Origin of the sequence: Streptomyces taklimakanensis, assembly GCF_009709575.1 — a bacterium.
Lineage (GTDB): Bacteria > Actinomycetota > Actinomycetes > Streptomycetales > Streptomycetaceae > Streptomyces > Streptomyces taklimakanensis.
The window spans coordinates 1,953,825-1,980,139 of sequence record NZ_WIXO01000001.1 but is presented as its reverse complement, the minus strand read 5'-3'; the positions used below and the strand labels follow the sequence as shown (position 1 = coordinate 1,980,139).

At 73.5% G+C, this 26,315-nt stretch carries 22 protein-coding genes and 1 tRNA gene; 9 read left to right on the top strand and 14 right to left on the bottom strand.

What is annotated here, in order from left to right; genetic code table 11:
- The first annotated feature begins 14 nt into the window (after window positions 1-14).
- Complete coding sequence (locus tag F0L17_RS08620) at window positions 15-1,169, top strand: LLM class flavin-dependent oxidoreductase (RefSeq protein WP_155070605.1); 1,155 nt, start codon at window positions 15-17, stop codon at window positions 1,167-1,169.
- Here the strand turns inward: F0L17_RS08620 and F0L17_RS08615 are convergent.
- On the bottom strand, window positions 1,139-2,965 hold the full coding sequence (locus F0L17_RS08615; RefSeq protein ID WP_162465971.1) for an EAL domain-containing protein: 1,827 nt from the start codon (window positions 2,963-2,965) through the stop codon (window positions 1,139-1,141). The genes F0L17_RS08620 and F0L17_RS08615 overlap by 31 nt on opposite strands.
- A 377-nt stretch (window positions 2,966-3,342) precedes the next feature.
- Here F0L17_RS08615 and F0L17_RS08610 point away from each other — a divergent pair, with 377 nt between their 5' ends.
- Window positions 3,343-4,689, top strand: a complete 1,347-nt coding sequence (locus F0L17_RS08610; RefSeq protein WP_155070603.1) for a M6 family metalloprotease domain-containing protein — start codon at window positions 3,343-3,345, stop codon at window positions 4,687-4,689.
- A gap of 91 nt (window positions 4,690-4,780) precedes the next feature.
- On the opposite strand, the gene F0L17_RS08605 is transcribed toward F0L17_RS08610, so the two are convergent.
- From F0L17_RS08605 to F0L17_RS08580, 6 genes are all read right to left on the bottom strand, one after another.
- Window positions 4,781-4,854: transfer RNA gene (locus tag F0L17_RS08605), tRNA-Lys, on the bottom strand.
- The gene (locus F0L17_RS08600) at window positions 4,845-5,498 is read right to left on the bottom strand and encodes a hypothetical protein (protein ID WP_155070602.1); all 654 of its coding nucleotides are present in this window, start codon (window positions 5,496-5,498) and stop codon (window positions 4,845-4,847) included. The genes F0L17_RS08605 and F0L17_RS08600 overlap by 10 nt, the downstream gene beginning before the upstream one ends.
- Before the next feature lie 120 nt (window positions 5,499-5,618).
- Window positions 5,619-5,978, bottom strand: coding sequence for a hypothetical protein (locus tag F0L17_RS08595; protein WP_155070601.1), 360 nt, complete (start codon window positions 5,976-5,978; stop codon window positions 5,619-5,621).
- 112 nt (window positions 5,979-6,090) lie between these two features.
- Window positions 6,091-7,368, bottom strand: coding sequence for an AAA domain-containing protein (locus tag F0L17_RS08590; protein ID WP_338018249.1), 1,278 nt, complete (start codon window positions 7,366-7,368; stop codon window positions 6,091-6,093).
- 116 nt (window positions 7,369-7,484) lie between these two features.
- Window positions 7,485-9,020 carry a hypothetical protein gene (locus F0L17_RS08585; protein ID WP_155070600.1) on the bottom strand — a complete coding sequence of 512 codons (1,536 nt, stop codon included), beginning with the start codon at window positions 9,018-9,020 and terminating at the stop codon, window positions 7,485-7,487.
- On the bottom strand, window positions 9,011-10,198 hold the full coding sequence (locus F0L17_RS08580; protein WP_338018009.1) for a hypothetical protein: 1,188 nt from the start codon (window positions 10,196-10,198) through the stop codon (window positions 9,011-9,013). The genes F0L17_RS08585 and F0L17_RS08580 overlap by 10 nt, the downstream gene beginning before the upstream one ends.
- 209 nt (window positions 10,199-10,407) lie before the next feature.
- Between F0L17_RS08580 and F0L17_RS08575 the strand changes: the two genes are divergently transcribed.
- Window positions 10,408-11,004 (top strand): histidine phosphatase family protein, encoded by a 597-nt coding sequence (locus tag F0L17_RS08575; protein ID WP_155070599.1) that lies wholly within the window; start codon window positions 10,408-10,410, stop codon window positions 11,002-11,004.
- Window positions 11,005-11,056: 52 nt separating this feature from the next.
- On the opposite strand, the gene F0L17_RS08570 is transcribed toward F0L17_RS08575, so the two are convergent.
- Entirely contained in the window at window positions 11,057-12,541 is a 1,485-nt protein-coding gene (locus F0L17_RS08570) for an NsdA family TPR-like regulatory protein (protein ID WP_155070598.1), read from the bottom strand.
- Between the two features lie 176 nt (window positions 12,542-12,717).
- On the opposite strand from F0L17_RS08570, the gene F0L17_RS08565 reads away from it, so the two are divergent.
- On the top strand, window positions 12,718-13,176 hold the full coding sequence (locus F0L17_RS08565; RefSeq protein WP_420802466.1) for a hypothetical protein: 459 nt from the start codon (window positions 12,718-12,720) through the stop codon (window positions 13,174-13,176).
- A 33-nt stretch (window positions 13,177-13,209) separates the two neighbouring features.
- Complete coding sequence (locus F0L17_RS08560; RefSeq protein ID WP_155070597.1) at window positions 13,210-14,088, top strand: spermidine synthase; 879 nt, start codon at window positions 13,210-13,212, stop codon at window positions 14,086-14,088.
- 22 nt (window positions 14,089-14,110) lie between these two features.
- On the opposite strand, the gene F0L17_RS08555 is transcribed toward F0L17_RS08560, so the two are convergent.
- Window positions 14,111-14,701, bottom strand: a complete 591-nt coding sequence (locus F0L17_RS08555) for a hypothetical protein (protein WP_155070596.1) — start codon at window positions 14,699-14,701, stop codon at window positions 14,111-14,113.
- A 97-nt stretch (window positions 14,702-14,798) separates the two neighbouring features.
- Between F0L17_RS08555 and F0L17_RS08550 the strand changes: the two genes are divergently transcribed.
- The 3 genes from F0L17_RS08550 (at window position 14,799) to F0L17_RS08540 (ending at window position 17,330) form a co-directional block, all read left to right on the top strand.
- The gene (locus F0L17_RS08550) at window positions 14,799-15,515 is read left to right on the top strand and encodes a response regulator transcription factor (protein WP_155070595.1); all 717 of its coding nucleotides are present in this window, start codon (window positions 14,799-14,801) and stop codon (window positions 15,513-15,515) included.
- Between the two features lie 40 nt (window positions 15,516-15,555).
- The gene (locus F0L17_RS08545) at window positions 15,556-16,965 is read left to right on the top strand and encodes an ATP-binding protein (protein ID WP_162465968.1); all 1,410 of its coding nucleotides are present in this window, start codon (window positions 15,556-15,558) and stop codon (window positions 16,963-16,965) included.
- 140 nt (window positions 16,966-17,105) lie between these two features.
- Entirely contained in the window at window positions 17,106-17,330 is a 225-nt protein-coding gene (locus F0L17_RS08540; protein WP_155070594.1) for a hypothetical protein, read from the top strand.
- Between the two features lie 200 nt (window positions 17,331-17,530).
- Here F0L17_RS08540 and F0L17_RS08535 read toward each other — a convergent pair whose 3' ends face one another.
- The 4 genes from F0L17_RS08535 to F0L17_RS08520 all read right to left on the bottom strand — a co-directional run bounded on the left by F0L17_RS08535 (window position 17,531) and on the right by F0L17_RS08520 (window position 22,300).
- A complete protein-coding gene (locus F0L17_RS08535; protein WP_155070593.1) occupies window positions 17,531-18,961 on the bottom strand; it encodes a GH1 family beta-glucosidase in 1,431 nt (476 codons plus the stop codon).
- Window positions 18,962-19,039: 78 nt separating this feature from the next.
- Entirely contained in the window at window positions 19,040-19,972 is a 933-nt protein-coding gene (locus tag F0L17_RS08530; protein WP_155070592.1) for a carbohydrate ABC transporter permease, read from the bottom strand.
- Window positions 19,969-21,009, bottom strand: a complete 1,041-nt coding sequence (locus F0L17_RS08525; RefSeq protein ID WP_162465967.1) for a carbohydrate ABC transporter permease — start codon at window positions 21,007-21,009, stop codon at window positions 19,969-19,971. The genes F0L17_RS08530 and F0L17_RS08525 overlap by 4 nt, the downstream gene beginning before the upstream one ends.
- Before the next feature lie 7 nt (window positions 21,010-21,016).
- A complete protein-coding gene (locus F0L17_RS08520) occupies window positions 21,017-22,300 on the bottom strand; it encodes an ABC transporter substrate-binding protein (protein ID WP_155073349.1) in 1,284 nt (427 codons plus the stop codon).
- 340 nt (window positions 22,301-22,640) lie between these two features.
- Between F0L17_RS08520 and F0L17_RS08515 the strand changes: the two genes are divergently transcribed.
- A complete protein-coding gene (locus F0L17_RS08515; protein WP_155070591.1) occupies window positions 22,641-23,678 on the top strand; it encodes a LacI family DNA-binding transcriptional regulator in 1,038 nt (345 codons plus the stop codon).
- Window positions 23,679-23,902: 224 nt separating this feature from the next.
- Here the strand turns inward: F0L17_RS08515 and F0L17_RS08510 are convergent, their stop codons facing one another.
- On the bottom strand, window positions 23,903-25,657 hold the full coding sequence (locus F0L17_RS08510) for a glycoside hydrolase family 6 protein (RefSeq protein ID WP_155070590.1): 1,755 nt from the start codon (window positions 25,655-25,657) through the stop codon (window positions 23,903-23,905).
- Window positions 25,658-26,315 lie beyond the last annotated feature (658 nt).

Below are 26,315 nucleotides of genomic sequence, written 5' to 3'. Positions count from 1 at the left end.
AGAGGCGGCCCGCGATGGACCAGGCGAACGATCCCGGCACGGCGAACCACACGGCGAACGACACGGCGAACGGCGACCCGGTGCGCGGCACGGCCCGCGGTACCGCTCCCGTACCGCTGTCCGTGCTCGACCTGGCCACCGTGGGCGCCGGCCGCACCGCCTCCGACGCCCTGCGCACCTCCGCGGAGCTCGCCCGGCTCGCCGAGAGCCGCGGCTACCACCGACTGTGGGTGGCCGAGCACCACTCCATGCCCGGTGTGGCCAGCTCCTCCCCCGCCGTGATCCTGGCCCATCTGGCCGCGCACACCTCTGCCATACGCCTCGGCTCGGGCGGGGTGATGCTGCCCAACCACGCGCCCCTGGTGATCGCCGAGCAGTTCGGCACCCTGGAGGCCCTCGCCCCCGGCCGGATCGATCTGGGTCTGGGACGCGCCCCCGGCACCGACGGCGCCACGGCCGCCGCGCTGCGGCGCACCGACCGTCCCCACGAGGCGGCCGACGAGTTCCCGAGGCAGCTCGCCGAGCTGGTCCGCTTCCTCGACGACGACTTCCCCGACGGGCACCCCTACTCCCGCATCCACGCCGTCCCCGGCCCCGTCCAGGGCAGCGTGCCCGGCGGGGTGCAGTCGGCGAACCGGCCGCCGGTGTGGCTGCTGGGCTCCTCCGGCTTCAGCGCCCGGCTCGCCGGGAGCCTCGGGCTGCCCTTCGCCTTCGCGCACCACTTCTCGGCGGCCAACACCCTTCCCGCCCTGGAGCTGTACCGCTCGTCCTTCCGTCCCTCGGCGGTACTGGACGAGCCGTACGCCCTGATCGGCGTCTCGGCGCTGGCCGCGGACGAGGAGGCGGAGGCACACCGCCAGGTGATGACCGGCGCCCTGTCGATGCTGCGGCTGCGCACCGGACGCCCGGGGCTGGTGCCCACCCCCGAGGAGGCCGAGGAGTACGAGCGGAACATGGGCGAGATGGAGCGCGACTTCGTGCGCGGCTGGTTGGCCGACGTGGTGTACGGCACGCCCGAGGAGGTCCGCGACGGGCTGGACGCCCTGGCGAAGCGCACCGGCGCCGACGAGCTGATGATCACCTCGCAGTCGCACGGCGGTGCGGCGCGGCTGCGCAGCTACGGGCTGATCGCCGACGTCTACGGCCTGCCGCCCGCCACCAACAACTGACTGATGCGCTCCGGCGACACCGGCTTGGAGTAGTGCCACCCCTGGCCGGTGTCGCAGCCGATCCGCCGCAGCCGGTCGGCCTGGGCCGGGCCCTCGACGCACTCGGCGGTGACCGTCAGGCCCAGGTCGTGGGCGAGCCGGACCAGTGAGGTGACGATCGTCTCGTCCGCCGGGTTGAGGGAACGGGCGGTGCGGAACCCGCGGACGAACGTTCCGTCCAGCTTGAGCCCGCGCACCGGGAGCCTGCTGAGGTAGGCGAGGTTGGAGTAGCCGGTGCCGAAGTCGTCGATCGCGATGCGCACCCCCATCCCGGAGAGCGCCTGGAGCGCCTTCAACGGTCGTCCGGCCGATCCCATCACCGCCGACTCGGTCAGCTCCAGTTGGAGCAGCCCCGGCGACAGTCCCGTCTCCGTCAGGATCGAGGCGACGTCGGCCACCAGGTCCGAGTCCCACACCTGGCGCACGGCCACGTTGACGCTGACGTACAGCGGCCGCTCCGGGTGCTCCCGCTGCCAGTGGCGCGCCTGGCGGCACGACTCGGCGAGGATCCAGCGGCCCAGCGGCACGATGGCGCCGTTCTCCTCGGCCAGGCCGACGAACCGGTTGGGGCCGAGGGTGCCGAACCGGGGGTGCCGCCACCGCACCAGGGCCTCCACACCGGCGAGCGTGTCGTCGCGCAGGGAGACGATCGGCTGGTACTCCAGGGCGAACTCGCCGCGCTCCAGCGCGGGGCGCAGCGTGCTGGACAGCGCCTGGCGGGTGACGCGGTGGGCGTTGCGCTCCGGGTCGAAGAGGGTCCAGCGGGCCTTGCCGTCGGCCTTGGCCCAGTAGAGCGTGGTGTCCGCGGCCTGCATCAGTTCGGTGGCGGTGGTCCCGGTGGCGGGCCGCTCCACCACCCCGATGCTCGCGGAGACCGCCAGCCGGTGCCCGGACAGGTCGAACGGTCGTTGGACCGAGGCCAGCACCTCCTGGGCCAGCTCGGTCAGGGACTGGGTGCCGGTGGACGCCTCGGCCAGCAGGACGAACTCGTCGCCGCCCAGCCGCGCCACCAGGTGCCCGCCCGGCTCGGCGCACCGGCGCAGCCGTTCGGCGACCGCGCCCAGGAGCTGGTCGCCCACATGGTGTCCGAGGGTGTCGTTGACGGCCTTGAAGCCGTCCAGATCCAGGTAGCACAGGCCGATCCGGCCGGTGGTGGACTCGGTGAGCGCGATCGACAGCCGTTCGAAGAACAGGGCCCGGTTGGGCAGCCGGGTGACGGGGTCGTGCACCTGGAGGTGGCGCAGCCGCTCCTGGAGGTCGTGCCGCTCGCTGTCGTCGGCGACGGACAGCAGGGCGGCACCGGCCCGCCCACCGCCCGCCTCCCCGGTGGGCACCACGGTGACCCTGGCCCACACGGAGCGGCCGTCCCCCTGTTTGAGCCGGCGCGTGCAGCTCATCAGTTCGCTGCGGCCCTCCAGGACGGCCCGACAGGCGTCGCGGGACCGATCGTCGAGGCCGAGTCCGGCCAGGGAGGTGACGGGTGTGCCGGCGAGTTCGGCGGCGGAGGAGCCCAGCAGCCTCTCCAGCGCCCGGTTGGCGGCCAGGACGCGCCCCTCGGCGTCGATCACCGCCATCGCCACCTGGGCGGCCTCGAAGGCGGCGCGGAAGGCCGACGGATCGAGGGGGGCACCGGCGGACGTCCCCGGGGGAGGGGAGGGGGTGGGACCCGCGGTCCGGTCACCGTCCGTGACGGGCTGGGGGGTCGAGCCCGGGTCGTCGTCCGGCTCCCTGCCCGGTCCGTCGTGGGTTCCATTCACCGATCGCTCCCGCGGGGGACTCGTCTCACGTAGCCGGCTCGGGCGGTGGGCCGGCGGCCTTTGTGGGGTTTCCGCCCTGGAAATGTGCCGATCATAGAGGCTTATCTGGCGACCGAGCCAGTGTCGCGCGGAGTGTTCGGATCCCGTGTGACGGACTCTGCGGACGCATTTTCGATAGGGTGATCGTTCCTGCGCGGCAACTTCCCGCCGGCGATCGATGATGACCGCTTGTTACGCAGGGTAGTTCTGTGGGGGCTCACTCGTACGGTCTAGCGGAACGGGGCACGCGGGGACCGGAGGGCACACAGTGGGTGCCGTGCCCGCACCCACCCGGGCGCCGTGCCCCGACACCACAGCGGGAGGACGATGTGCGGCGTATGAGCAGGGCCGAACGGACCGGCGGGGACCGGCACGCGGCCGCCCCCGCGGCGGCCGGCCACTGGCCGGGCCACCGCTCGCGCAGGACCGGCGCGGTGCTCACCGCCCTCTCCGCCCTGATCGGCACCAGCCTGGTCGCCGGTCCGGCCGCCGTCGCCGCCACCGCCGACTCCTGCGCCCTGGAGCGGACCGACGTCCACCACTCCGAGGGGCTGGACACCTGGAACCCGGACTACCCCCGGCCCCGGGGCGAACTCGACGCCCTGATGATCTTCCTGGCCTTCCCCGAGAACCGGCCCGCCGTCACCCCCGGGCGGTTGGCCGCCGACTACTTCCCGGAGACCTCGCGGTTCTTCGAGCGGGCCTCCTACGGCACCTTCACGCTGCGCCCCCACGCGGTGCCGCGCTGGTTCGAGATGGCGGCCGACTCGCGGGCGTACGGGATACAGCGCGACTGGTCCCCCGAGCTGCGGAGCGCCTACCTCGACGACGCCGTCACCGCCGCGGACCCGCACGTGGACTTCGCCGACTACGACGTCGTCTACCTCGTCGCCGACCCCGACGCCCCCGGTGTGAACTCCGACGCCACCAAGGTCGTCAACCTCGAGGAACCGATATCCGTGGACGGCACCGAGCTGCACCGCGTGGTGACGGTCTTCGAGAGGCACCCGCCGGACCGCAACGTCCTCGCCCACGAGACCCTGCACGTCTTCGACCTGCCCGACCTCTACCACCAGCCCGAGGAGGACGACGGCGACTGGGACACCCACGTCGGCGACTGGGACCTCATGGGCAGCCAGTTCGGTCTGTCCCCCGAGCCCCTCGGCTGGCACAAGTGGAAGCTGGGGTGGCTGGACGACCGCGGCATCGACTGCCGCGTCGATGCCGGCACCACCCGACACGTCCTGCGGGCGATCGCCGCACCGACCCACGACGGCCTGCTGCCCGGCTCGGACGACACCCGGATGGTCGTGGTCCGCACCGGCCGCAGCGAGGTGCTCGCGATCGAGGCCCGGGAGCCCGTCGGCAACGACATCACCTCCTGCACCGACGGAGTGCTGGTGTACCGGGTGCGCGGCGACGTCGCCTCGGCGCAGGGGCCGGTGAAGGTGATGGACGGCCACCCCGACAGCGAGGCGTGTGCCCGGATCTCGGTCTACCCGGAACTGGCCGACGCCCCGCTGGGAGCCGGCGAGAGCCTGGAGGTGGACGCCGGCACGAGCACGGTGCGGGTGACGGTGGGGGAGCGCACCACGGCGGGGTGGACCGTGGAGGTCACCGTGCGCGGGACCCCCGGGTCCCTGCCGGACACGGGCCCGGGAACCGGGGCCGACGGCAGGGTGTGAGCGCCGGTCGGCGGCCGCCGGTCGCCGACCCGCGGAAGGGGGCACGGAAAAGCGGAAGGCCCTCGCTTCCGCGAGGGCCTTCCGCTGTCCGTACGCCGCCAGGGACTCGAACCCCGGACCCGCTGATTAAGAGTCAGCTGCTCTAACCAACTGAGCTAGCGGCGCCTGGTGACGTGGTAAACCTTAGCACCCTGGTCCGAGGGAGCGGAAATCGATGGGTCGGACCCACTTCCGCCCCCGACCGGACGGGCCGTCCCGCGCCCGCCGCCCCCCGCCCGAACGGCCCGCACACAGGCCCACAGCAGTGCTTCCGTGCCCGGCAGCCAGGGGTGCCGGACGTCGGGGGCGACCAGCCAGCGGGTGGTGGGCGGGCAGTTCCCGCCGGGGACGGGCGGAGGGACGGTCACGGCGTCCCCGAGGCCGTAGCACAGCAGCGGAGGGATCGTTTCCGCAGTCGAATCCCCGGCCGCCTCCCGGCCGACGTCACGCACGGCCCCGGTCCCCCGCCACTCGTGCCAGCGCAGCAGCGCGGGCAGCCGCTGGGCGGTGCCGGGTTTGGCGAACAGCAGCATCCGACCGCCGTGCAGGGCCACCGGGCCGGTGCCCGGCCCGGCCGTCCACAGTCGGTCCAGCATCCTGCGGCCGAACAGCGGGCCGACGCTGACCACGTCGAAGGCCGTGCCGCAGGGCAGGGTGCTGGGGGTGCCCGGGCGCACCGCCCACAGGGCGTGGACACTGCGCGGGAACGCGCTGGAGGAGGCGAGCCAGTCGGCTCCGGCGGGGGTCACGTAGGCGGCGGGATCGCTCATGTCCACTACATCTACCGGCAGCCTGTGTACCGTCCCTGGAAAATCGCGAAACTCGTACACGGCCTGTCGGGATCCGGTATCTTCCGCCCGCGCATATGCCTCCGGCCGAGGCCCGAGTCACTACTCGTGGGTACGGTCGGCCAGCAGCTCGCGGCCGAACTCGATCATCTTGCGGGCGTAGTCGGCGGTCCACTCCGCCCGCTCGGCGATCGCCTCGTCCGGGAGCCGGTCGAAGCGCTTGGGGTCGGCCAGCTGTGCCGCCGCGAGGGCCTGGAACTCCATCGCCCGGTCCGCCGCGGCCCGGAAGGCCAGGGCCAGCTCGGTCGCGCGCCCCAGCAGCTCACGCGGATCCTCGATGGACTCGAGGTCGAAGAAGTGCTCGGGATCCGCCGCGGCGTCCGGCGGTTCGAAGAGCAGCGGTGCGGGACGCCGGTAGCGCGGTCCACCGCGCGGATCCGGCGCCGGTCGCGGCTCGGACATGGAGGTACCTCCGTCGATCGTGAACAGCGTTCCATTGTGCTCCCTTCCCCCTGTGTGCCCACGGACGGCCCGGACGAGCCGCCCCGCCGGACACGCGAGGAAGGCGGACCGGTCACGGGCGGACGGCGTGCTCCGCCAGGTGCTCCAGGACCGCGTGGTTGGCCTCCCACCCGTCCGGGAACTTCACGGTCACGCCGAGCTGCACGGGATCGGCCGAGGGGTGCTCGTCCAACAGCTCGGTCACCCCGGCCCGGCAGACCACCACACAGGCGTGCCGGTGGCGCGAGGCCAGCACGCACAGCCGTCCCGTCTCCAGGTGGAAGGCCGTGGCGTCGGGGCGGCCCGACAGCGGGTGGAGCACCACCGTCACGTCGAACTCCCGCCCCTGGAGACGGTTCGCCGTGTCCACCGTGACGCCCGTGACCCCCGAGGAGAGCAGCGCCGCGCGGACCGCCGCCGCCTGGTCGCGGTGGGCGGTCCCCACCGCGACCCGGTCGGCGGTCACCGGCGCGGGCTCCGCCGAACGCTCGCCGTGCGCCAGCCCGCCGCGCTCCAACAGCCGCCGCACCACGTCCGCCACCGCCGCCACGGCCTCCGGATCGGTGCGCGGGGTGTGCCGGGCGGGAAGCTCCAACAGCCCCCAGCCGGACGCGGCCGCCTCGTCCAGCACCCGGTCCGCGCAGGAGCCGTCGGACGGCACGGAGAACTCCAGCCGCCGCTCCCCGGGACGGGTGCCGCTGCGGAACGGGGTGTACGGGTAGAACGCCCGCGACACCAGTGACGCGGCCGAGGCCGGCAGCCGCCAGGAGACCGGCAACCGGTGCACGGGCAGCTCCGGGTTGTGCGCCAGCAGCGTGGTCACCGCGCCGGCCGACGGGTCGTAGGACAGCCCCGCCCACTGCTCGGCGCCGACCTGGCTGAACGGGTCCAACTGGCCCGGGTCGCCGACGAACAGCGCCCGCTCGAAGAGCCCGGCGACGGCCAGCAGCGCGTCGGACCGCATCTGGTACGCCTCGTCCACGATGGCCTGTTCCCACGGGCCCGCGCCCTTCACGTGCGCCCACTTCGCGGCCGTGGAGACCACCACGTCCAAGCCGGCCAGCTCCGCGACCTTCGCCGACTTCACCACCGAGTCGTGCCGGTCCAGCACGGGGTCGTAGGGCTGGGCCTCGCTGCTGTGCAGACGCCCCACGGGCAGTTCGGGATCGGCCGTGGCCAGCCGGTCCACCAGGTCGTCCACCTGGGCGTTGGTCTGGGCGACGACCATCAGCGGCCGTCCCGTCGCGGCCAGCTCGCGCGCCGCCCGCACCACCAGCGTGGTCTTGCCGGCGCCCGGCGGCGAATCCACCACCACACCCCGGTGGGCGCCGGAGAGGGTGTCGCGCAGGATCGCCCCGGTCGCCGCGGCGGCCGCGGCGGCGGGGTCGGCTTCGGACGCGGGGTCGGACGCGAGGTCGAACGCGGTGTCGGACGCGGTGTCGGTGGGGTTCGCGGTTCCGGTCACGGTCACAGCAGGTCCTCCGCGGTCACGGGGTCGGGCGCGTCGAGTGCGTCGGGGTCGGGCGGACCGCCGTGGGTCCACGGGGTGTCCTCCGGATCCGGCAGCTCCGGCCCGCCGCGCGGCGCGTGCTCGAAGAGCGTCCAGCACACCGTCTCGCCCTCCTCGGGCACCGATCCGGCCTCGGGCACCTTCCCGCGTCCCATGCCGCCGGTCAACCGGACGGTCAGCAGGCCCGGCGCCGGAGCGGCGACGAACTCGCCCGGCTGGGCCCTCCCGTCCGCCAGGGCCCGGTGCACCCGGTCGCCCTCCTCCAGGTGCGGCAGGTCGTCGGTGCGGACGGTGACCAGCGGGCGCGGCATCGGCCGCTTCCCCGCCGAGTACGCCATCTCCGTCCGGACGACCTCGCCCACGAACGCCTCGCCGACCAGCCGCCGCTCGGCCATCACCAGCGGATCGTCCAGCGCCTCCTGCGCGGCCAGCTCCGCCAGCGCGGTCTCCCGCGCGGCGAGCTTGCGGGCCGCCGTCACCGCGTCGTCCCGTCTGGGCTGCGGGGGCTCGCCGGCGCGCAGCCGGTCGCGGTGGGTGGTGTAGGACCAGCGGTCCCGCTTCCACCGGTCGGCGACCCGGGCGCCCGGCGGCAGTTCGCGCAGCAGGTCCAGGGCCCGCCACACCGCGTCCCAGGTGGGTCGCAGTTGGGAGGCGACCAGCGCGCGGACCTCCTCCTCGGCGCCGGGCACTCCCGCGTCGTGACGGGCGACGGCCGGGGCCAGCCGCCGGTTGTCGAAGGCCGGGTCGGTGGCCGGCCCGGCGGGCGGGGTGAGCAGCAGCCCGTCGGCGTCGCGCGCCAGCTCCGCGTGGCGGGCGGCCTCGGCGCCCGAGACCCCCTCCCCGGCGGTGATCCAGGCCAGCAGCGCGCCCAGGTGCCGGTCCTCCAGCCGGCTCTGTCCCGTCGCCCAGTGTCGGGCCAGCAGTTCCGTGGCGGCGACCAGCAGCGAGGAGCCGGGCACCCGGGACCGCTCCCCGTAGTGCGTCAACCACCGTCCCAGCAACGGCAGTCGGGCCGGGGCGGGGTAGGGGGTGTCCGGGTCCTCCTCGGCGGTGCGGCGGAAGCGCGTGGAGCGGCCCAGCAGCCGTACGTAGGCGATGCCCGCGGTGTTCGGCACGACCAACTGCGGTGCGTCGGCGCACAGTTCCGCCTCGACCTTCACCCGCTTGCCGGTCTCCGGGTCCTTCTCGGTGCGCTCCTGGAGTTCGACCTCGTCCTGCGCGGACTCCAGGTGGGGCAGGACGACGTCGGCCAGTTCGGCGAGGAAGGCGAACCGCAGCGTGCGGTCGCGCGGCTGCGGCACCACCAGCAGGTGCGGCGCGTCCCGGTCGGTGCCCACCATCGCGCCCAGCGGCGCGCCGGCCTCGCCGGCCGTGGTCAGCGGCACCAGGACCATCGGGCGTTCGGCCAGGTGTCGGTGGCGCACCGTCGTCAGGGGCCGGGCGCGCCCGGTGGCGGCCGCCTCGACGCGGGCCAGGGTGGAGATCAGGGACATCGGGGCCTTTCCGGAGGCGGGACCGTCGCGGTGGGATCCGCGGTGGACAGGGCCTCGGCCCGCAGCCGGGCCGCACGGCGCAGCGCGGCGACGGACGGGTCGTCCGGCCCGTCCCCCGAGGCGCCGTCGGAGCCGTCGGAGCCGTCGGGACCGGAGTGGGCCGCCGCCAGGACGGCCGCCAGCGTCGTCAGCTCGCCCAACTCCCCGCGCACCTCGCGCCCCAGGACCTCCACGGCACCCGCCGCGCGGGCCCGCTCCCGGCAGTGGAACGCCAGCTCACAGGTGGACAGGCACTGGGGCGCGTACGCCGCCGGGACCGCGCGCACGGCGTCGGCCAGCTCGTCGGGCGGCCGGTCCGGGGCGAAGGTGACGCCCTCGGGCAGCGCGGCGGCGATCTCCTCCAGCCTGGTGAGCCGGGCGAGTTGACGCCGGGTGGTGGCCCGCTGCCGGCGCAGGTCGACGGCCTCGGCGGTGGGCAGGTTGGAGAAGTCCTTCGGGCAGACCAGCAGGGCCCGCTCGTCCACCCGACCGCCGAGCGGCTCCAGGGCCAGGGCGTAGACGGCGGCCTGCCGGGCGGCGGCGCCGACCTTGGCCGGGTCGGCGGAGCCGTCCAGGATCGGGAAGGACTTGATCTCCACCACCGTCCGGCGCCCGTCGGGGTGGACCGCCACCGCGTCGGGCTCCAGGTAGACGGGCGAGCCGGCCACCTCCAGCTCCAGCATCGGGTGGTCCAGCAGCGTCCAGCCGCCGTCGGCCGTGGCCCGCTCCAGGGCGAGCGCGGTCCGCTCCGCCCGTCCGGCCGGGCCGGCCGCCGTCAGGTCGGGGACGGTGACCTCGTCGGGCTCGGGGGGCGGGGTGCCCGGGGCGCCGGTGCGCGCGTGGACCAGCCGCATCAGCTCGCCGCCGCCGTCCCCCTTCACCCGGGCCTCGAACGCGTGGCCGCGGGAGAACGCGAACTGGGACTGTCCGAAGGGGGCGGGCGCGCCCAGTGCCCTGGCCAGCGCGCCCTTGTCCACCCCGGCGCCGTCCAGCAGCGCGCGGCGGCGGCAGCCGGGATTGGCGGCCAGCGCGGCGAGCGCCCGGGCGTCGAGGGCCCGCGGGGCGACGTCCGGACCGCGCAGCTCGGCGAGCCGCCGGCGCAGGGCTGTCGTCGGTTGGCTGTCGGGGATGTCGCTCACCCGCCGAAGTGTGGCATCCGACTGTGACAACGGGGGAGTTGAGGTGCCTTCCCGGGACGCCGGAACGGGTTTCCGCGACGATCCCGGCGCTCCGGGGCGGGGGAGGGTCGCCCGACGGCCGTGGCACCGGGCACGTGATGATGACGGGAGCGGTGGATCGCGGGTACGCGGACCGCCGTGGAAGATGCCGAACCTGCGGAAGGAAACCGATGGCAGCGCGCGTCCTGCTCGTCCGACACGGCCAGACCGAGTGGTCCCGTTCCGGGTGGCACACCGGCCGCACCGACGTCCCCCTGCTGGAGGAGGGCCGCCGGATGGCGAGAGCGCTGGGCGAACGGCTGGCCCGCGCACCCTGGAACGGCCTGCCGGACGCCGAGGTGCGCACCAGCCCGCTCTCCCGGGCCCGGGAGACCTGCGACCTGGCGGGGCTGGGCGACCGGGCCGAGGACTGGGACGCCCTGCTGGAGTGGGACTACGGCGCCTACGAGGGGTTGAGCACGCCGGCCATCCGGGAGCGGGTCGGCGAGGACTGGCTGATCTGGCGCGACGGCGTGGTGGGCGGCGAACGGCTGGCGGAGGTCGCGGCCCGCGCCGACGAGGTGGTCGCCTGGACGCGCGGGACGGACCGGGACGCGGTCGTCTTCGCCCACGGCCATCTGCTCAGGGTGCTGGGCGCGCGGTGGCTGGGGCTGGACCCGTCCTTCGCCGCCCGGCTGCGTCTGGATCCGGGCGCGCTGTCGGTGCTGGGCTGGGCGTACGGGGAGCCCGCGATCGAGAGTTGGAACGACCGGGGCCACCTGGAGTGAGCGGCCCCGGCCCGGCCCCGGCCCGACTCCGGCCCGGTCCCGCCGGGCGGCGTCAGGCCGGTCGTGCGGGACGGACCGACTCGGCGCGGCGGTCCAGGAAGTCCGCGACGGCCGGGACGCCGCGGTGGTGGCGCAGACGCCGGGCGGTGCCGTCCAGCATCGACAGGACGCGCGAGGAGCGCACCCGGTCGAGCAGGTCCAGCGCCCGGCACCCGGCCTCGGCGGCTCCCGCCACGTCCCCGTGGCCGGCGAGGTCGTCCGCCAGCTCGGCCGTGAACAGCGCGGTGTTCCGCACGAAGTGCGGGCCCTGTAGGACCACCGCGCGGCGGGCGCGCCGCGCCGCGCGTCCCCAGTCGCCCAGCGCCGCCCAGCACTGCGCCTCCAGCCCGTTCAACTCGGCCTCGCCGTAGAAGGACATCCACTCCGGGTCGGCGTCCGAGGGGCCGCGCTCGAACAGGGTGCGGGCCCGGCCGATGGACTCCTCGCAGGCGGAGCGGTCCGCCAGGCCCGCCCAGCCGCCCGCCTCGCGCGCGGCCAGCAGGGACAGCAGTCGGGGCGATCCCAGGTGTTCGGCCACGTGCTGCCCGGCCTGCGCGGCCCGCACCGCCTCCCGGGGGCGCCCGGCGTCGCGGGCCAGGAAGGAGGTGTTGCAGAAGGCGTGCGCCTCCAGGGCCGGGTCACCGGCGACGCGTGCGGTGGCCAGGGCCTCGGCGTAGTGCGGTCGGGCCTCGGCGAGGCGGCCCGAGTCGTGGGCCAGCCAACCCACCGAGATGGCCAGTTCCCCGGCGCCGGTGTGCAACCGGTCGACGATCGACTGGCGGCGCGCGCCGGCGTCCAGCAGGCCGTAGGCGGCGCGCAGGGCCTCGCCGGCCTGTCGGTAGATGTCGTCCGCGCCGTGCCGGTCGTCCAGCAGCCGGATGTGGCGCACGGTCTCCTCGACGGCCTCCGCCTCGGCCTCGCCCGGCCGTCCCGCGAGGACGGGTCGGGCGCCGGGAGCGCCCGGACCGGCGGGCGCGCCGGTGGACGTGTCGCGGGCGGCGGCCTGGTCCGGGAACGGGGTCGGGCCCAGGGACATCGCCGCCATGGCGGCCGGGCCGCCGGTCATGAACGCGCGACGCAGCACGTCGCTCTCCTCGTCGCTCGGTCCGGGGGTTCCGGAAGGGTGCTCGGTGCGGGTGGGGACGGGGCGTACCCGGGCTCCCCGGGGAGCGTCCCCACCGCCGTACGCCCCTCGTCCGCGCGCGGTGCGCCCGCGGACCGCCTGCCGGGGCTCGAAGCCCAGGTCGGTCAGTGAGTACCCCGGGAACATGTGCAGGAACACCCGCTCGTAGGCGTAGTTGGGGCACCGGATCTCTCCGGCCTCCACCCGGCCCACGTACCGGGCGTCGCAGGAGACCCGCTCGCCTATCTCCCTGCCCGCCCTGCGCACGGCCGCGGCGAACTCGCCGGGCGAGAGCCGTCCGCGCAACCGCCGGAAGGCCAGGTTCGGCTGGCGGTCCGGTCCCGCCGGCGCTGAAGGTGACGGTGACGACGCCATGGCCCGGACCGTACCGGGAGGCGCTCGGCGGAATCGGCGCGTTATGCCGAAAAAAGGGATATCCGACACGTGATCTGCCATGAACTGCCATCCTTTGCGGGCGGATTGCCCCGTAGCGGTTGACACCCCGGTTCGTTGCACCCTGTGCAGAGACCGTGGAGGAGGAGTCCCCCTTGTTGGACACCGGCTACGAGATCGACGGCCGCCCACCGGCCGCCGTCGAACGGCGTTCCGCCCCGGACGGCGACGGGGGCGGAACGGCACGGACGCCCTACGACCTGGTGACCGTGCCCGCGCGCCAGGGCCTGGAGGCCGTCGACATCCTGCGTCTGCGCGAGGGCGTCGGCCCGGTGCTGCACGACGGCGCGGGCGACACCCTCGGATTCCTGGTGCCGCCGGGCACCGCGGACGGCTGGGAGCTGCCCGGCAGCGCCTGCACCCGCACCCACCGCCCCGGCGCCCCGCAGGGCGCCCCGCCGGTGGTGGGCGCGGAGTGGCTGGTGCCGCCGGAGAGCGCCCACGTCCGGGCCACCGAGCCGGCGCGGCTGCGTGCCGCGCTGGGCGAGGCGGCCCGGACGATCGCCGCCGCCGAGGGCCGCGCCCGCGACCGGACCCGCCCCCGCGACCTCGACTGAGCCGGGACGGGCCGCGCGGGCGATACTGGCCCGATGGCGAGGAACGGACGGCGGCGCGGGGACGGCAGGCGGAGCCGGGAGCCGGTGAGCGAGCGGGTCGGCGGCGGGTTGGCCGAACTGCTGCCCGACCCCGACCGGCCGCGCGCCTGGACCCTGACGCTCGACGGCGCCCCGCAGTCCCACGTGGATCTCGACGACCCGACGTACCTGGACTTCGAGTACCAGCGCAGGATCGGCCACCTGATCGACCTGGCCGCCCCGCGGGGGCGACCGCTGCGGGTGCTCCACCTGGGCGGCGGCGCGCTCACCCTCGCCCGCTACACCGCGGCCACCCGCCCCCGCTCCACCCAGCAGGTGGTCGAGTCGGACACCGCGCTGACCGCCCTGGTCCGTCGCGAACTGCCCCTGGAGGGCTCCTGGCGGATACGGGTGCGCGCCGGCGACGCCCGCGCCGTGTCGGCCAGGATCCCCGAGGACTGGGCCGAGGTGGTGGTCGCGGACGTCTTCGCCGGTGCCCGCACCCCCGCGCACCTGACCAGCACCGAGTTCCTGGCCGAGGTCCGCCGGGTGCTGTGCCCCGGCGGACTCTACGTCGCCAACCTCGCCGACGGCCCGCCACTGGCCCACCTGCGCGGGCAGATCGCCACCGCCGCCGCCGTCTTCCCCGAGCTGGGCCTGACCGCCGATCCGGCCGTGCTGCGGGGGCGGCGCTTCGGCAACGCCGTGCTGGCCGCCTCCGACCGGGAGCTGCCCGTCGCCGAACTCACCCGGCGCGCGGCCTCCGACCCGCACCCCGGCCGGGTCGAACACGGTCGGGCGCTCGCCGACTTCACCGGCGGCGCGGCTTCCGTCACGGACGCCGACGCCGTCCCCTCCCCGCCGCCGCCCGCCGCCGTCTTCCGACGGCGCTGAGGCCGCCCGGGACCGGCGTCCGTCAGCCGCCGTGCTCGTCGATCACCACCCGGGGCGGGGAGCCGTTCCACACGCAGTGGGCGGACGACGCCGCGCCGCCGCGGGTGAAGGTCACCCGTATCCAGTGGCTCTCCCGCCAGACCCGCATCTCCCAGCCCTCGTTGGGCGCGGCGGACACCAGCGTCGCCGAGGCCGGCCCCAGGTCGAAGACGACCCGGCCGCCGCGCAGGTCGTGGCTTTCCACCGTGCCGGACGTCACCGTGCCGGACGCCTCGCGCGGCCGCTGCCCGCCGCCGGAGCCGGGGCTCCCGCCCTCACGGGCGGCCCGGTCCGCGGCACGGGGGCCGGAGGCGTCCGGCGGTTCGGTGGTGGTGGCCGGGTGCCCGGCGGAGGCGCCCGTGCTCGGGGAGGAGCCGGGGCGCCGGGTGGAGTCCGTCTCCGGCTCGACGCTCGGACGCCCCGGGGACGGAGTCGACGGCTCTTTGGCGACCGGCAGGGCGGGCGGACCGTCGTGGACGGTGTCCGACACGACGTGTATCCCGAACCAGGAGAGCGTCACCGCCGCTCCGCCGGCGAGCACCCACGCTCCCGCGTGGACCAGTCCTCGTCGCATTCCGCGCACCCTAGCCGCTTTCGTCCGCCCGTTCGAGGTTCCGTCGCTTCCGACGACGGCTCCTTGACGTGTCCGCGCATGCCGTAACGTGCCGCACATGGCACGTGTACTCGTCGTCGAGGACGACCAGTTCGTCCGCTCCGCGCTGATACGGCATCTCACGGAGGCGTCCCACACCGTGCGCAGCGTCGGGACCGCCCTGGAGGCGCTGCGGGAGGTCGCGCACTTCGGGTTCGACGTGGTGATCCTCGACCTCGGCCTCCCCGACCTGGACGGAGCCGAGGCGCTGAAGATGCTGCGCGGCGTCACCCAGGTGCCCGTCATCGTCGCCACGGCGCGGGACGACGAGACGGAGATCGTCCGGCTGCTCAACGACGGCGCCGACGACTACCTGGTGAAACCGTTCTCCGTGGAACACCTGTCCGCCCGCATGGCCGCCGTGCTGCGCCGGGCGCGCGGCACGGCGGCAGGCACGGGGGCGCCGGGCGGTGAGGACCGGGTGATCCGGGTCGGCGGGCTGGCCATCGACCCGCTGCGTCGACAGGCCGAACTCGACGGCCGGCGCCTGGACCTGACGCGCCGCGAGTTCGACCTGCTGGCCTTCCTCGCGCAGCGCCCCGGCGTCGTCGTGCCGCGCAGGGAACTGCTGGCCGAGGTCTGGCAACAGAGCTACGGCGACGACCAGACCATCGACGTCCACCTCTCCTGGCTGCGCCGGAAACTCGGCGAGACGGCCGCCAGTCCCCGCTACCTCCACACGCTGCGGGGCGTGGGGGTCAAGCTGGACCTCCCGCAGGAGTCCGCGCGGCCGTGAGGCGGGGGGAGCGGACGGCCCGGGGGGAGGGGAGGGGCGCGTGAGGTGGGCCCTGGTCAAGGTGTGCATCGCGGTGACCACGATGGTCGTGGTGGCCTTCGCGGTCCCCCTCGCCCTGGTGGTCGGGGAGATGGCCCGGGACCGGGCGTTCGCGGGCGCCGAGCGGGTGGCCTCCTCGGTGACGCCCGTGCTCGTGGTCACCGACGACCGGGAGGAGCTCCGGCGCGCGCTGGCCAGCCTGCCCCGGGGGCTGGACGAGCGGGTCGCGGTGTACGCGCCCCCCGGCCGGGACGGCGGGGCCGCGCAGCTCGGCACCCGGCGGGTACCCGAGGACGACCTCAGGGCCGCGGCACCGCTGCAGGGGGCCACCGTCCTGGAGGTGGCGGGCGGTTTCGCGCTGCTCCAACCGGTCTTCACCACCTCCGGCACCTCGGTGGTCGAGGTGTTCGTGCCCGAGGAGGAGACGACCGGCGGCGTCACCACCGCCTGGCTCGTCCTGGCCGGGACGGGGCTCGCGCTCGTCGCCGCCTCCGTCGTCATCGCCGACCGGCTCGGCACCCGGATGGTGGGCGCCACCGAGCGGCTGGCACGGGCCGCGAGGGAGCTGGGCGCCGGTCGGCTGGCGGTACGGGTCCCGGTGGAGGGGCCCACCGAACTGCGCTGGGCGGCGGCCGCGTTCAACTCCATGGCCGACCAGGTCGCCCAACTGCTCTCCAACGAACGGGAACTGGCCGCCGACCTCTCCCACCGGCTGCGCACCCCGCTGACCGTGCTGCGGCTGAACACCGCCTCGCTGGGCGACGGGGACGCCGCCGAGCAGACCCGTGCGGCCGTCGCCCAACTGGAGCGCGAGGTGGACCACATCATCCGCACCGCCCGCGAACATCGCACCCAGCCCCCGGGCGCGTCCGGCGGGGCCGTCTGCGACGCCTCGGAGGTCATCCGGGACCGGATGGCGTTCTGGGCCGCGCTCGCCGAGGACGAGGGCCGCGAGGTGCGGTTGGCCGGCGTCGAGGAGCCCGTCCGCGTGCCGGTGGCCCGCCCCGACCTGGCCGCCGCCCTCGACGCGCTGCTGGGCAACGTCTTCCGGCACACCCCCGAGGGCACCGCGTTCGCCGTGGACGTGCACCGGGGCTCGTCCGGCGACTCGGTGATCGTGCTGGTCTCCGACGCCGGACCGGGCATCGACGACCCCGACGCGGCGCTGCGCCGCGGTCACGGGGACGGCGGTCCGGGCTCGACCGGGCTGGGCCTGGACATCGTGCGCCGGGTGGCGGAGTCGACCGGCGGCGACGTGCGGATCGGCCGCTCGGTGCTCGGGGGGACCGAGGTGCGAATCCTGTTCTCCCTGCGCGTCACGCCCGCGGACGGTGGGACCGGGCGCCGGGGCCGGCGCGGACACGGGCCCGAGCGGGGACACGGAATGCGACGCCGGATGCGCCGAGAGTGACGTTTCCTCAGTGGTTCCGTAGGCCCGCCTTAAGAGAGGCATAAGTTCCCCGGTGGCCGTCTCCCACGGGTGGTCGGCCGAGACCGGGGTCGCTAGCGTGCTCCTCGTCCACCCCCGACGGATCGAGGCAGGAGCGGAAGATGGACATCGCCGCGCAGTGGCGCCGCCCGAGCGGGCGGCGACAGCCGATCGCCGACGCGGCCGTCGCGGCGGTCCTCGCGGTCGGCGGCCTGGTCCTGGCCGGCACCGTGACGTCGAAGCCGCCCCCCGGAGCCGACACGGTCTCGTCCGACGCCCTTCCCCCCGGCCCACGCCGGGCGGCGGCGGACGGCTCGGGCGGGTACGCCGCCCGAGCCGTCCGGTAGCACCACCCCCACGGGAGTCCGGGTCCCCACCGGGCCCCCGTCGCGAACCGGCCACCCCCCACGGCGGGCGGGGCGCAGCGGTCTCCACCCCCCACACTCGCTGTGCCCCGCCCGACCGGGCCTTCGGCCCCGGTCCGGTCCGGGTCCGTCCCGGCCGGGCTCCCCGGAACGGATCGTCGGTCGGCCGGTCGGCCGGTCGGTCAGTCGGTGACCGGCTGCGGTGCGGTGTCCGGGGCCTGGAGCACTCCGGTCCGGGCCACCTGGGCGTACCACAGGGCGCTGGACTTGGGGGTGCGGGCCAGGGACTCGAAGTCCACGTACACCGCGCCGAAGCGCTTGCTGTAGCCGTAGGCCCACTCGAAGTTGTCCAGCAGGGACCACAGGAAGTAGCCGCGCACGTCGACGCCGTCGGCGATCGCCCGCTGCACGGTACTCAGGTGGCTGTGCAGGTAGGCGACGCGGTCGGGGTCGTGGACGGTGCCGTCGGGGGACGGCTTGTCGTCGCAGGCCATGCCGTTCTCGGTGATGTAGAGCGGCAGTCCGCCGGTCTCGCGGTGGTAGTGCACGAGCAGGTCGTGCAGGCCGGTCGGGTCGATCGTCCACCCCATGTCGGTGGTCTCGCCCGGCGTCTGGTGGAAGGCGATGTCCTCCGAGGCCGGCCAGGGCGACTGCGCGCCGCCGCCGTGACCGTCCCGGCGGGGCAGCTTCCGGTCGGCGGAGGCGGAGACCAGGGTGGGCGTGTAGTAGTTGATGCCCAGCGCGTCCAGCGGCTGGTGGATGTTCTCCAGGTCGCCGTCCTCGACGAAGCTCCAGTCGGTCAGGCGGGCGGTGTCCCGGATCAGGTCCTGGTCGTAGACGCCGCGCAGCATCGGACCGTCGAAGATCCGGTTGGCCAGGGCGTCGATGCGCCGCCTGGCGTCCAGGTCCTCGGGCTCGTCGGTGAGCGCCCGCACCGCGGCCGGGTTGAGGCTGATGCCGATCTGGGCGCGGCCGGGGAGGGAGGCGCGCAGCGCCTGGACGCCCAGGCCGTGGGCGAGGTTGAGGTGGTGGGCGGCCCGGAGCACGGCGGTGTGGTCGGTGCGGCCGGGGGCGTGGACGCCGGAACCGTAGCCGAGGTAGGCCGAGCACCAGGGCTCGTTGAGGGTGGTCCACCGCTCCACGCGGTCGCCGAGCGCGTCGGCCACCAGCGAGGCGTACTCGGCGAACCGCTCGGCGGTGGCGCGCTCGGGCCAGCCGCCGGCGTCCTCCAGCTCCTGCGGGAGGTCCCAGTGGTACAGGGTGATCCAGGGGGTGATGCCCTTCTCCAGCAGTCCGTCGACGAGCGAACGGTAGAAGTCCAGGCCGCGCTGGACGGCGGGGCCGCGGCCGGTGGGCTGGACCCGGGACCAGGAGATGGAGAAGCGGTAGGCGTTGAGGTTGAGGTCGGCCATCAGCCGCACGTCGTCGCGCCAGCGGTGGTAGTGGTCCACCGCGATGTCGCCGGTGTCGCCGCCGAGCACCTTTCCCGGTACGCGGCAGAAGGTGTCCCAGATCGACGGTGTCCGGCCGTCCTCGGCGGTGGCGCCCTCGACCTGGTAGGCGGAGGTGGCCGAGCCGAACAGGAAGTTCGCGGGGAAGGAGGATTGGCTCATATGGGAGCGCTCCCAACAATGGTCGTACGGAGGGTGGTCGGTGGGGGGTGGAAGGGGCGGGGCGGGCGGACCGGACGGTCAGCCCTTGACCGCCCCCTGCATGATGCCGCCCACGATCTGCTTTCCGAAGAGGGTGAGGATCAGCAGCAGCGGGAGGGTGCCCAGCAGCGCGCCGGCCATGATCACCGATTGATCGGGGATGTAACCGCGTCCCAGACCGGTCAGGGCCACCTGGACGGTGGGGTTCTGCTGGGTCAGCGCGATGATCGGCCAGAAGAAGTCGTTCCAGGCCATCACGAAGGTCAGCATGCCCAGCACGGCCATCGCGGGCCGGGCGGCGGGGAAGACCACGTGCCACAGGATGCGCAGGCTGCTGGCGCCGTCCACCCGGGCGGCCTCGATCAGCTCCGTCGGCAGGGCCTCCAGCAGGTACTGCCGCATGAAGAACACGCCGAAGGCGCTGACGAAGGTCGGCAGGATGACGGCCTGGAGCTGGTTGGTCCACTCCAGCTCGGCGATCGCCATGAACAGCGGAACCACGCTGAGCTGCGGCGGAACCATCATGGTGCCGATGGTCAGCAACAGCAGCAGGTTGCGGAAGCGGAATCGCAGCTTGGCGAAGGCGAAGCCGGCGATCGTCCCGAACAGCACGGTGCCGATCGCGATCGACCCGGCGACGATCGCCGTGTTGAACAGCGCCAGGCCCATGTTGGCGTCCGTCCAGGCGATCTCCAGGTTCTTGAACAGGTTGCCGCCGAACCAGAACGGAGGGGGATTCTCCGACAACCGGGTGTTGTTCCGGGAGGCGGCCACGGCCGTCCAGAACAGCGGGAACAGCGCGATCACGGTGACGACGATCAGCACCGCGTAGGTGATCCTGCCCGCGTGCAACTGACCGCCGGCGCTGGAGGCACGCCCCCGACCCGGTCTCCGGTCGCCGCGGTGCCCGGGGCGCGCCCGGTCGGGGACCGTCCGCGGGGACGGCGCGTGGTCGGTCTTCAACGCGCTCATGAGCGCCTCCTCGCGGTCTTGCGGCCCAGCTCGCTCTTCTGCATCCACCGGGTGACCAGCCAGTTGAGCAGTCCGATCAGCACCAGGAGGAGGAACATCATCCAGGCGATGGCCGAGGCCCGCCCGAGGTGCAGGTTGGTCCACCCCTGCTCGTACAGGTACAGGCCGAGGGTCTGGTACTGGTGGTCCGGGCCGCCGTTCGCGCCGCCACCGGGGTTGAACAGCAGGGGTTCACCGAAGAGCTGTGTCGCGCCGATGGTGGAGACGACGACCGTGAACAGGATCGTCGGCCGCAGCGAGGGGATGGTGACGTGGACGAACTGCTGCCAGCGCGAGGCGCCGTCCAGCGAGGCCGACTCGTACAGGTCCTTGGGCACGGCCTGCATGGCGGCGAGGTAGATGAGGGTGTTGTAGCCGGTCCAGCGCCAGATCACGATGGCGGAGATCGCCAGGTGGGAGTTGAGGGTGTCGTTGTGCCAGTCGATCGGGTCGATCCCGGCGGCTCCCAGCGCCCAGTTGATCATCCCGTAGTCGTAGCCGAAGAGCATGACGAAGACGAGGGTCGCCGCGGCCACCGAGGTGGCGTAGGGAGCCAGCATCGCCACGCGGTAGAACGTCGCCCCGCGCAGCTTGTAGTTGAGCAGGTGGGCCAGGCCCAGGGCCATCAGCAACTGCGGGACGGTGGAGATGATCCCGATGCTGAAGGTGTTGCGCAGGGCGTTCCAGAAGAACTCGTCCTCGAAGAGTCTGGAGAAGTTGTGCAGACCGGCCCACTCCATGTCGGTGGGGGCCGTGAGGGACACCTTGTGCAGCGAGGCCCAGCCCGTGTAGAGCAACGGGAAGAGACTGAAGGCCCCGAAGAAGAGGAAGAACGGGGCGACGAACGCGTACGGGCTCCACTTCACGTCCCGCTGGTACCAACGGCTGCGGCGTTCCCGCCGCTTCTCCTCGCGGGAGGGTGGAGACGTCCTGTGGCGCGGGGCCGCGCCCCCCTGCTCGGTGGGGGGCGCGGACACCGGCGAACCGGTAGTGGTCACTTGTCGATCACTCGTCCAGTGCGTTGTCGACTGTCTTGACGGCCGACTCCCACGCCTCGTCCGGCGAGACGCCCTTCTGGTCGATCTGGAGCAGGCCGGTGTTGGCGATGTTCTCCTGGACGATCTGGTCCTTGGGACCGATCACCTGGGTGGGAACGCCCTTGGCGGCGGTGGAGAAGATCTGGCCGATCGGCGCGTTGGAGAAGTACTCGTGCTTGGCGTCGGCGACCTCGGGGGTCTCGTACGACTTCGGGGTGCTGGGGAAGCTGCCGCGCTCGGCGAAGAGCTTGGCCTGCTGGGTCGGGGCGGTCAGCCAGGCGGCGAGCTTGATCGCCTCCTCCTTGTGCCTGCTCGACTCCGGGACGCCGAGGAAGGCGCCGCCCCAGTTGCCGGGCTTGGGGGCCTGGGCGACGTCCCACTTGCCCTTCGCCTTCTCGCCGCCCTTGTCCTGGATGTAGCCGAGCATCCACGGCGGGCAGGAGATGGTGGCGAAGGTGCCGTTGTTCATCGCCTTGTCCCAGGGCTTGGTGAACTGCTGCTTCTTGTCGGTCAGCCCCTCGGTGGCGGCCTCGGCGGCCAGGTCCCAGGCCTCCTTGACGGCGGGGTTGTCCTTGTAGATCAGCTCGCCCTGCTCGTCGTAGTACCGCTTGGCGCTGGAGGAGATCACCGCGTTGTACACGCCGCCGGCGGAGTCGGTCCAGGCCACGCCTTCGGGGGCCTTCTCCTTGAACTGCTTGCCGACCTCGATGTACTCGTTCCAGTCACCGGCCCACAGCTTGGCGACCTCCTCGCGGTCGGTGGGCAGACCGGCGGCCTCGAAGTGGTCCTTGCGGTAGCACAGGGCCATCGGGCCGACGTCGGTGCCCAGGCCGATGGTCTTGCCCTCGGGGTGGGTGGCCTGGTTCCACTTCCAGGGGAAGTAGTCGTCCTTGTTGACGCCGTCCGCCTTGCCCAGGTCCACGAACTTGTCGGACTGGGTCCGGACGACCTCGGCGATGTTGGCCACCTCGATGGCCTGGATGTCGGCGAGACCGCTGTTGCTGGCCAGACGCGTGAGGAGCTGCGGGTAGTAGTTCTCGTTCCGCTCGATGACGGTCTGCTCGATCTTGACCTTCGGATTGAGCTTCTCGTACTCCTCGTAGAGTCCGGCCTCCTGGAAACCGAACGTTCCGAAGAGGCCGACGGTGATGACGGTCTTCCCCTCGCTGTCGCCGCCGGCGGCCCCGGTGTTCGAGTCCTTGTCGCTCGCGCACCCGGCGAGCAGGCCGGCGCCGATCGCCGCGGCGGCCATGAGGGCCGTGGCTCGGCGGGTGGTGCGGGTGTTGCGCACTGCGTCCTCCTAGCGCCCTGACGTTTCACTCCCGGCCGTGGAAGGGTGTGGGGGACCGCGGTGTGACTTCATGCGCTGCGGCTCGGGTGGGAACGTACGGGTTCTGTATGGGTCCGATCCTTTGGGAGCGCTCCCAGATGTGATGGGTTGAAGGGTCGCGGGTCCCTGGCGCGGGTGTCAAGGGAATGGACAGACTGACCGGGTGCAGTTATCCGGCTGTTAGCTTCTGTGGCGATCGATACTTGGGCGCGGGGCCGGCCGGCCCCGCGCAGGTGAGCCCGTACGACCCGGGGAGGCGGTCATGACAGTGAGCGGAAGGCGGGGCCAGAGGCCCACTCTGGAGCAGGTCGCCGCCTACGCGGGGGTGGGCCGCGGCACCGTCTCCCGGGTGATCAACGGTGCCGCCAACGTCAGCGACCAGACCCGCACCGCCGTCCAACAGGCGATCGCCGAGCTGGGCTACGTGCCCAACCGGGCGGCCCGGGCGCTGGCGGCGGGCAGCACCGACGCGATCGCGCTGGTCATCCCCGAGGCCGAGACCCGACTCTTCGCCGAACCGTACTTCTCCGGGATCATCCGCGGCGTCAGCTCCGAGCTCGCCGACACCGACATGCAACTGCTGCTCACGCTGATCCGCACCCCCAAGGAGCGCGACCGCTTCGCCCAGTACGTCACCGCGCACCGGGTGGACGGGGTGCTGCTGGTCTCGGTCCACGCCGACGACCCCCTCCCCGACCTGCTGGAAAGCATCGAGATGCCCACCGTCCTCAGCGGTCGCCGCAGCGGCGACGAGCCGGTGCCGTACGTCGACTGCGACAACACCGCCGGAGCGCGGGCCGCCGTGGAACACCTGACCGGACGGGGGCGCCGCGCGGTGGCCACCGTCACCGGACCGCTGGACATGTACGTCGCCCAGTGCCGCCTCGACGGTTACCGCGACGCGCTGCGCGCCGCCGGGTTGGAGGAGGACGAGCGCCTGGTCGTCGAGGGGGACTTCACCGAGGAGGGCGGCCGCCGCGCCGCGCGGGAACTGCTGGGGAGACGGCCGGATCTGGACGCCGTCTTCTGTGCCTCCGACGTCATGGCCGTCGGGGCCCTGGCCGAGCTGCGCGAGAGCGGCCACCGGGTGCCCGAGGACGTGGCGCTGGTCGGCTTCGACGACTCGGCCGTCGCCCGTCACACGGAACCGCCGCTGACCAGCGTCCGACAGCCGATCGAGGAGATGGGCCGGTCGATGGCCCGGGCCCTGCTGGATCGGATCGAGGCCCGCAAGACGGGGCGGGACGACCGTTCCAGCCGAGTGCTGCCCACGGAACTGATCCGCCGCGCGTCCTCCTGAGCGAGCGCCCCGGCACCTCGCGGACCGACGCCCGTCCACCACCCGGCCGTCCGCCGTTCGCCGTCGTTCCCTCCCCGCCGCCCCGCCCCGCCCCGTCCGCCGCCGCCCCCCGCGTCCGCCGGTCCCGGACACGACGAAGGGGCCGGTCGGCGTACCGACCGGCCCCTCCCGTTCATCGGGCCGGCTCCGTCACCCCGGGTCCGGGACCCGGGACGGAGCGGTGATCAGTCGATCGGCGGGTAGGCGTTGCGCAGCAGCTCCTCGAACTGCTCCTGGAACCAGTGGCCGGAGACCGGCGCGTTGGGCAGGGCACCCGACATGCTGTTGCCGTTGCGGACGTTCCCCTCGTACTCGGGGTTGCACATCTCGTCGGCGCGCTTGCCCTCGTCGTTCGGGATGTCCTCGCTGGAGCCGTCCGACTCCCCCGGCGGCTTGATCCACGCGTAGGCGTCGATACCGGAGGCGGGGGCCGCCTTCGGCCGCTCACCGAGGCCGGCGCCGGCCTGGTTGCACCAGTTGCCGGTGTGGACCCGGCGGTCGACGCGGCTGTTGTCGACGAACGCGTCCACGGTCGTCTTGGCGGCGGGAGCGGTCGGGCGCTCCGGGCCGCCCCAGCCGTTGCGGGAGGTGTCGATGATCACACCGACGTCGGAGTCGAAGCCGGCCCGGACGGCCTCCTGGCGGAAGGCCTGGGCGTAGGACTGCTCGTCGACGTAGCGGTTCCAGTCGACCCACTTGGACTGGCGCACGGAGGTGCCGTTCACCGAGTCGTTGATGGTGAAGTGCGGCTCCTTGAGCGCGCCGTAGTTGGCGACGTTGGCGGCGAAGCCGGCGACGTCGTCGGGCGTGGCGCCCTCGGCGTTGGCGGCCTCGAAGAGGAGGTCGGCGGAGGCGCCGAAGTTGTCGTCCCAGCCGAGCCAGCCGTGGTGGCCGATGTCGATGTAGTTGTAGACGTTGTCGAACTGGCCGAGCGTGGCCAGGTTGTAGCCGACGCCCTTGACGTAGTTGCCGTTGGCCAGCATTTCGTCGCAGTTCTCGGTGGCGGTGGGCCGGCCGCTGACGTTGGTGACCAGGTTCGGCAGCGAGTCGATCTCGACGATGTTCACGATGCGCAGGTCGGCGTACTTCGGGTCGCCGACGATCTCCGCGATCGGGTCGATGAACTCGTTCTTGTACCGGTCGATCTCGTCGGGACCGAGCTCGCCCTGGGAGGCCAGCGCGGCGCAGTCACGGCCGGGCAGGTTGTAGGTCACCATCTGGAGCACGTCGGCGCCCTGCTCCAGGGCGGCGTCGAGGTGGTCGCGCAGACCCATGGTGTTCTCGCCCGCGGAGCCCGACTCGATGGCGGAGATGCGGTCCAGCCACACGGCGGTGGGCTGGTCGGCGATCGCCTCGCCGCCGCTCTCGGCGGCCTGCTCGGACCAGTCGGGGTTCACGTAGACCTGGGCACCCGCGTACGGGTTGTCCACGCGGTCACCGGGCTGGGGGTTGTCCGGGTCGTCCGGGTCGTCGGGCTCATCGGGGATGTCCGGGTCCTCGACGTCCACGTTGCAGGTGGTGCCGTTCAGCTTGAACGTGGTGGGCTTCGGGTTGGAACCGGAGTGCACGCCGTTGAAGCCGAAGTTGGCGGAACCGCCCGCGGCCAGCGTCGAGTTCCAGGACGGAGCGGACGCGGTCACGTGCGTGCCGTCCTGGGAGACGGTGGCGTTCCAGGCCTGCCCCGCCTTCTGGCCGCTCGTCGCGTAGTCCCATTCCACCCTCCAGTTGTTCAGTGTGGAGGAGGCGTTGTTGGTCACGGTGACCGAGGCGGTGAAGCCGGAGCCCCAGTCGTTCATGACCTGGTAGTCCACGGTGCAGGCGGGGGCCGCCACGGCGGTGCCCTGCATCATGCCGCCTGCCCCGAGCGCGCCGCCTATCAGCGCACTCGCGGCGAGTAACGCCGTCCGACGCTTGCGCGCCGGCTTACTGGTGCCTGTCATGCGATCTTTCCTCTTCCTTCCGGTGGTGCTCCGGATGACGACGGAGTCCAGCTCCGCGTGGGGGGTACGGTCGTCTCACGGGTGCGAGCCCCGGATGGGGCGGCCTCCGTCGGTGGTGGGGAACGACCGCCGCCGTGGCACGGATCGCACTCCCGTACGTCCCCCGCCCCCGGACGGATCCGTCCGGGACGCGCCCCGGGGTCGCCGCCGGGGTGGGTCCCGGCGGCGGGGGGCGCGGAGGAGGGCAGGGAGGGGCCGGGGGAATCGGACCGGCCGGTGGGGCCGTGAGGTCGCGCGGCTGCGTGCGCCGCGGTGGTGGGGTGCGCCCGGAGGCGCTGCGGGGGGTGCATGAAGCGTCTCCTGGTCGTCGGTTACGCGCCGTCCCTGGCGCACGACTGTGGAAGCGCTCCCACTGGGTTGCTGGAGAACGTAGCGCCAACTTCCGGTCGTGGCCAGAGTGTGTTCAGGAATTGGCGAATCGAATTCCCTTCGACAGGGTCATCTCGTTCGAAGTCTTGACAGGTGTCATGTCCACCTTGACTCTTGGGAGCGCTCCCACTGGTTTCGGTTTCTCAGCCCGTGCACCCCTGGCACAGCTCGTCCCCCGCTCCCGAGCCGCGAGGAGGGAACCTCCGCGATGCGCGCGTTACCAGTACCG

Bases quoted from the DNA above. Each gene is read 5' to 3' on its own strand.
- F0L17_RS08510 (WP_155070590.1), bottom strand. From the start codon at position 25,657: ATGACAGGCACCAGTAAGCCGGCGCGCAAGCGTCGGACGGCGTTACTC.
- F0L17_RS08530 (WP_155070592.1), bottom strand. From the start codon at position 19,972: ATGAGCGCGTTGAAGACCGACCACGCGCCGTCCCCGCGGACGGTCCCC.
- F0L17_RS08610 (WP_155070603.1), top strand. From the start codon at position 3,343: ATGAGCAGGGCCGAACGGACCGGCGGGGACCGGCACGCGGCCGCCCCC.
- F0L17_RS08570 (WP_155070598.1), bottom strand. From the start codon at position 12,541: ATGGCGTCGTCACCGTCACCTTCAGCGCCGGCGGGACCGGACCGCCAG.
- F0L17_RS08535 (WP_155070593.1), bottom strand. From the start codon at position 18,961: ATGAGCCAATCCTCCTTCCCCGCGAACTTCCTGTTCGGCTCGGCCACC.
- F0L17_RS08550 (WP_155070595.1), top strand. From the start codon at position 14,799: ATGGCACGTGTACTCGTCGTCGAGGACGACCAGTTCGTCCGCTCCGCG.
- F0L17_RS08575 (WP_155070599.1), top strand. From the start codon at position 10,408: ATGGCAGCGCGCGTCCTGCTCGTCCGACACGGCCAGACCGAGTGGTCC.
- F0L17_RS08620 (WP_155070605.1), top strand. From the start codon at position 15: ATGGACCAGGCGAACGATCCCGGCACGGCGAACCACACGGCGAACGAC.
- F0L17_RS08600 (WP_155070602.1), bottom strand. From the start codon at position 5,498: ATGAGCGATCCCGCCGCCTACGTGACCCCCGCCGGAGCCGACTGGCTC.
- F0L17_RS08515 (WP_155070591.1), top strand. From the start codon at position 22,641: ATGACAGTGAGCGGAAGGCGGGGCCAGAGGCCCACTCTGGAGCAGGTC.
- F0L17_RS08540 (WP_155070594.1), top strand. From the start codon at position 17,106: ATGGACATCGCCGCGCAGTGGCGCCGCCCGAGCGGGCGGCGACAGCCG.
- F0L17_RS08555 (WP_155070596.1), bottom strand. From the start codon at position 14,701: ATGCGACGAGGACTGGTCCACGCGGGAGCGTGGGTGCTCGCCGGCGGA.
- F0L17_RS08585 (WP_155070600.1), bottom strand. From the start codon at position 9,020: ATGTCCCTGATCTCCACCCTGGCCCGCGTCGAGGCGGCCGCCACCGGG.
- F0L17_RS08595 (WP_155070601.1), bottom strand. From the start codon at position 5,978: ATGTCCGAGCCGCGACCGGCGCCGGATCCGCGCGGTGGACCGCGCTAC.
- F0L17_RS08520 (WP_155073349.1), bottom strand. From the start codon at position 22,300: ATGGCCGCCGCGGCGATCGGCGCCGGCCTGCTCGCCGGGTGCGCGAGC.
- F0L17_RS08560 (WP_155070597.1), top strand. From the start codon at position 13,210: ATGGCGAGGAACGGACGGCGGCGCGGGGACGGCAGGCGGAGCCGGGAG.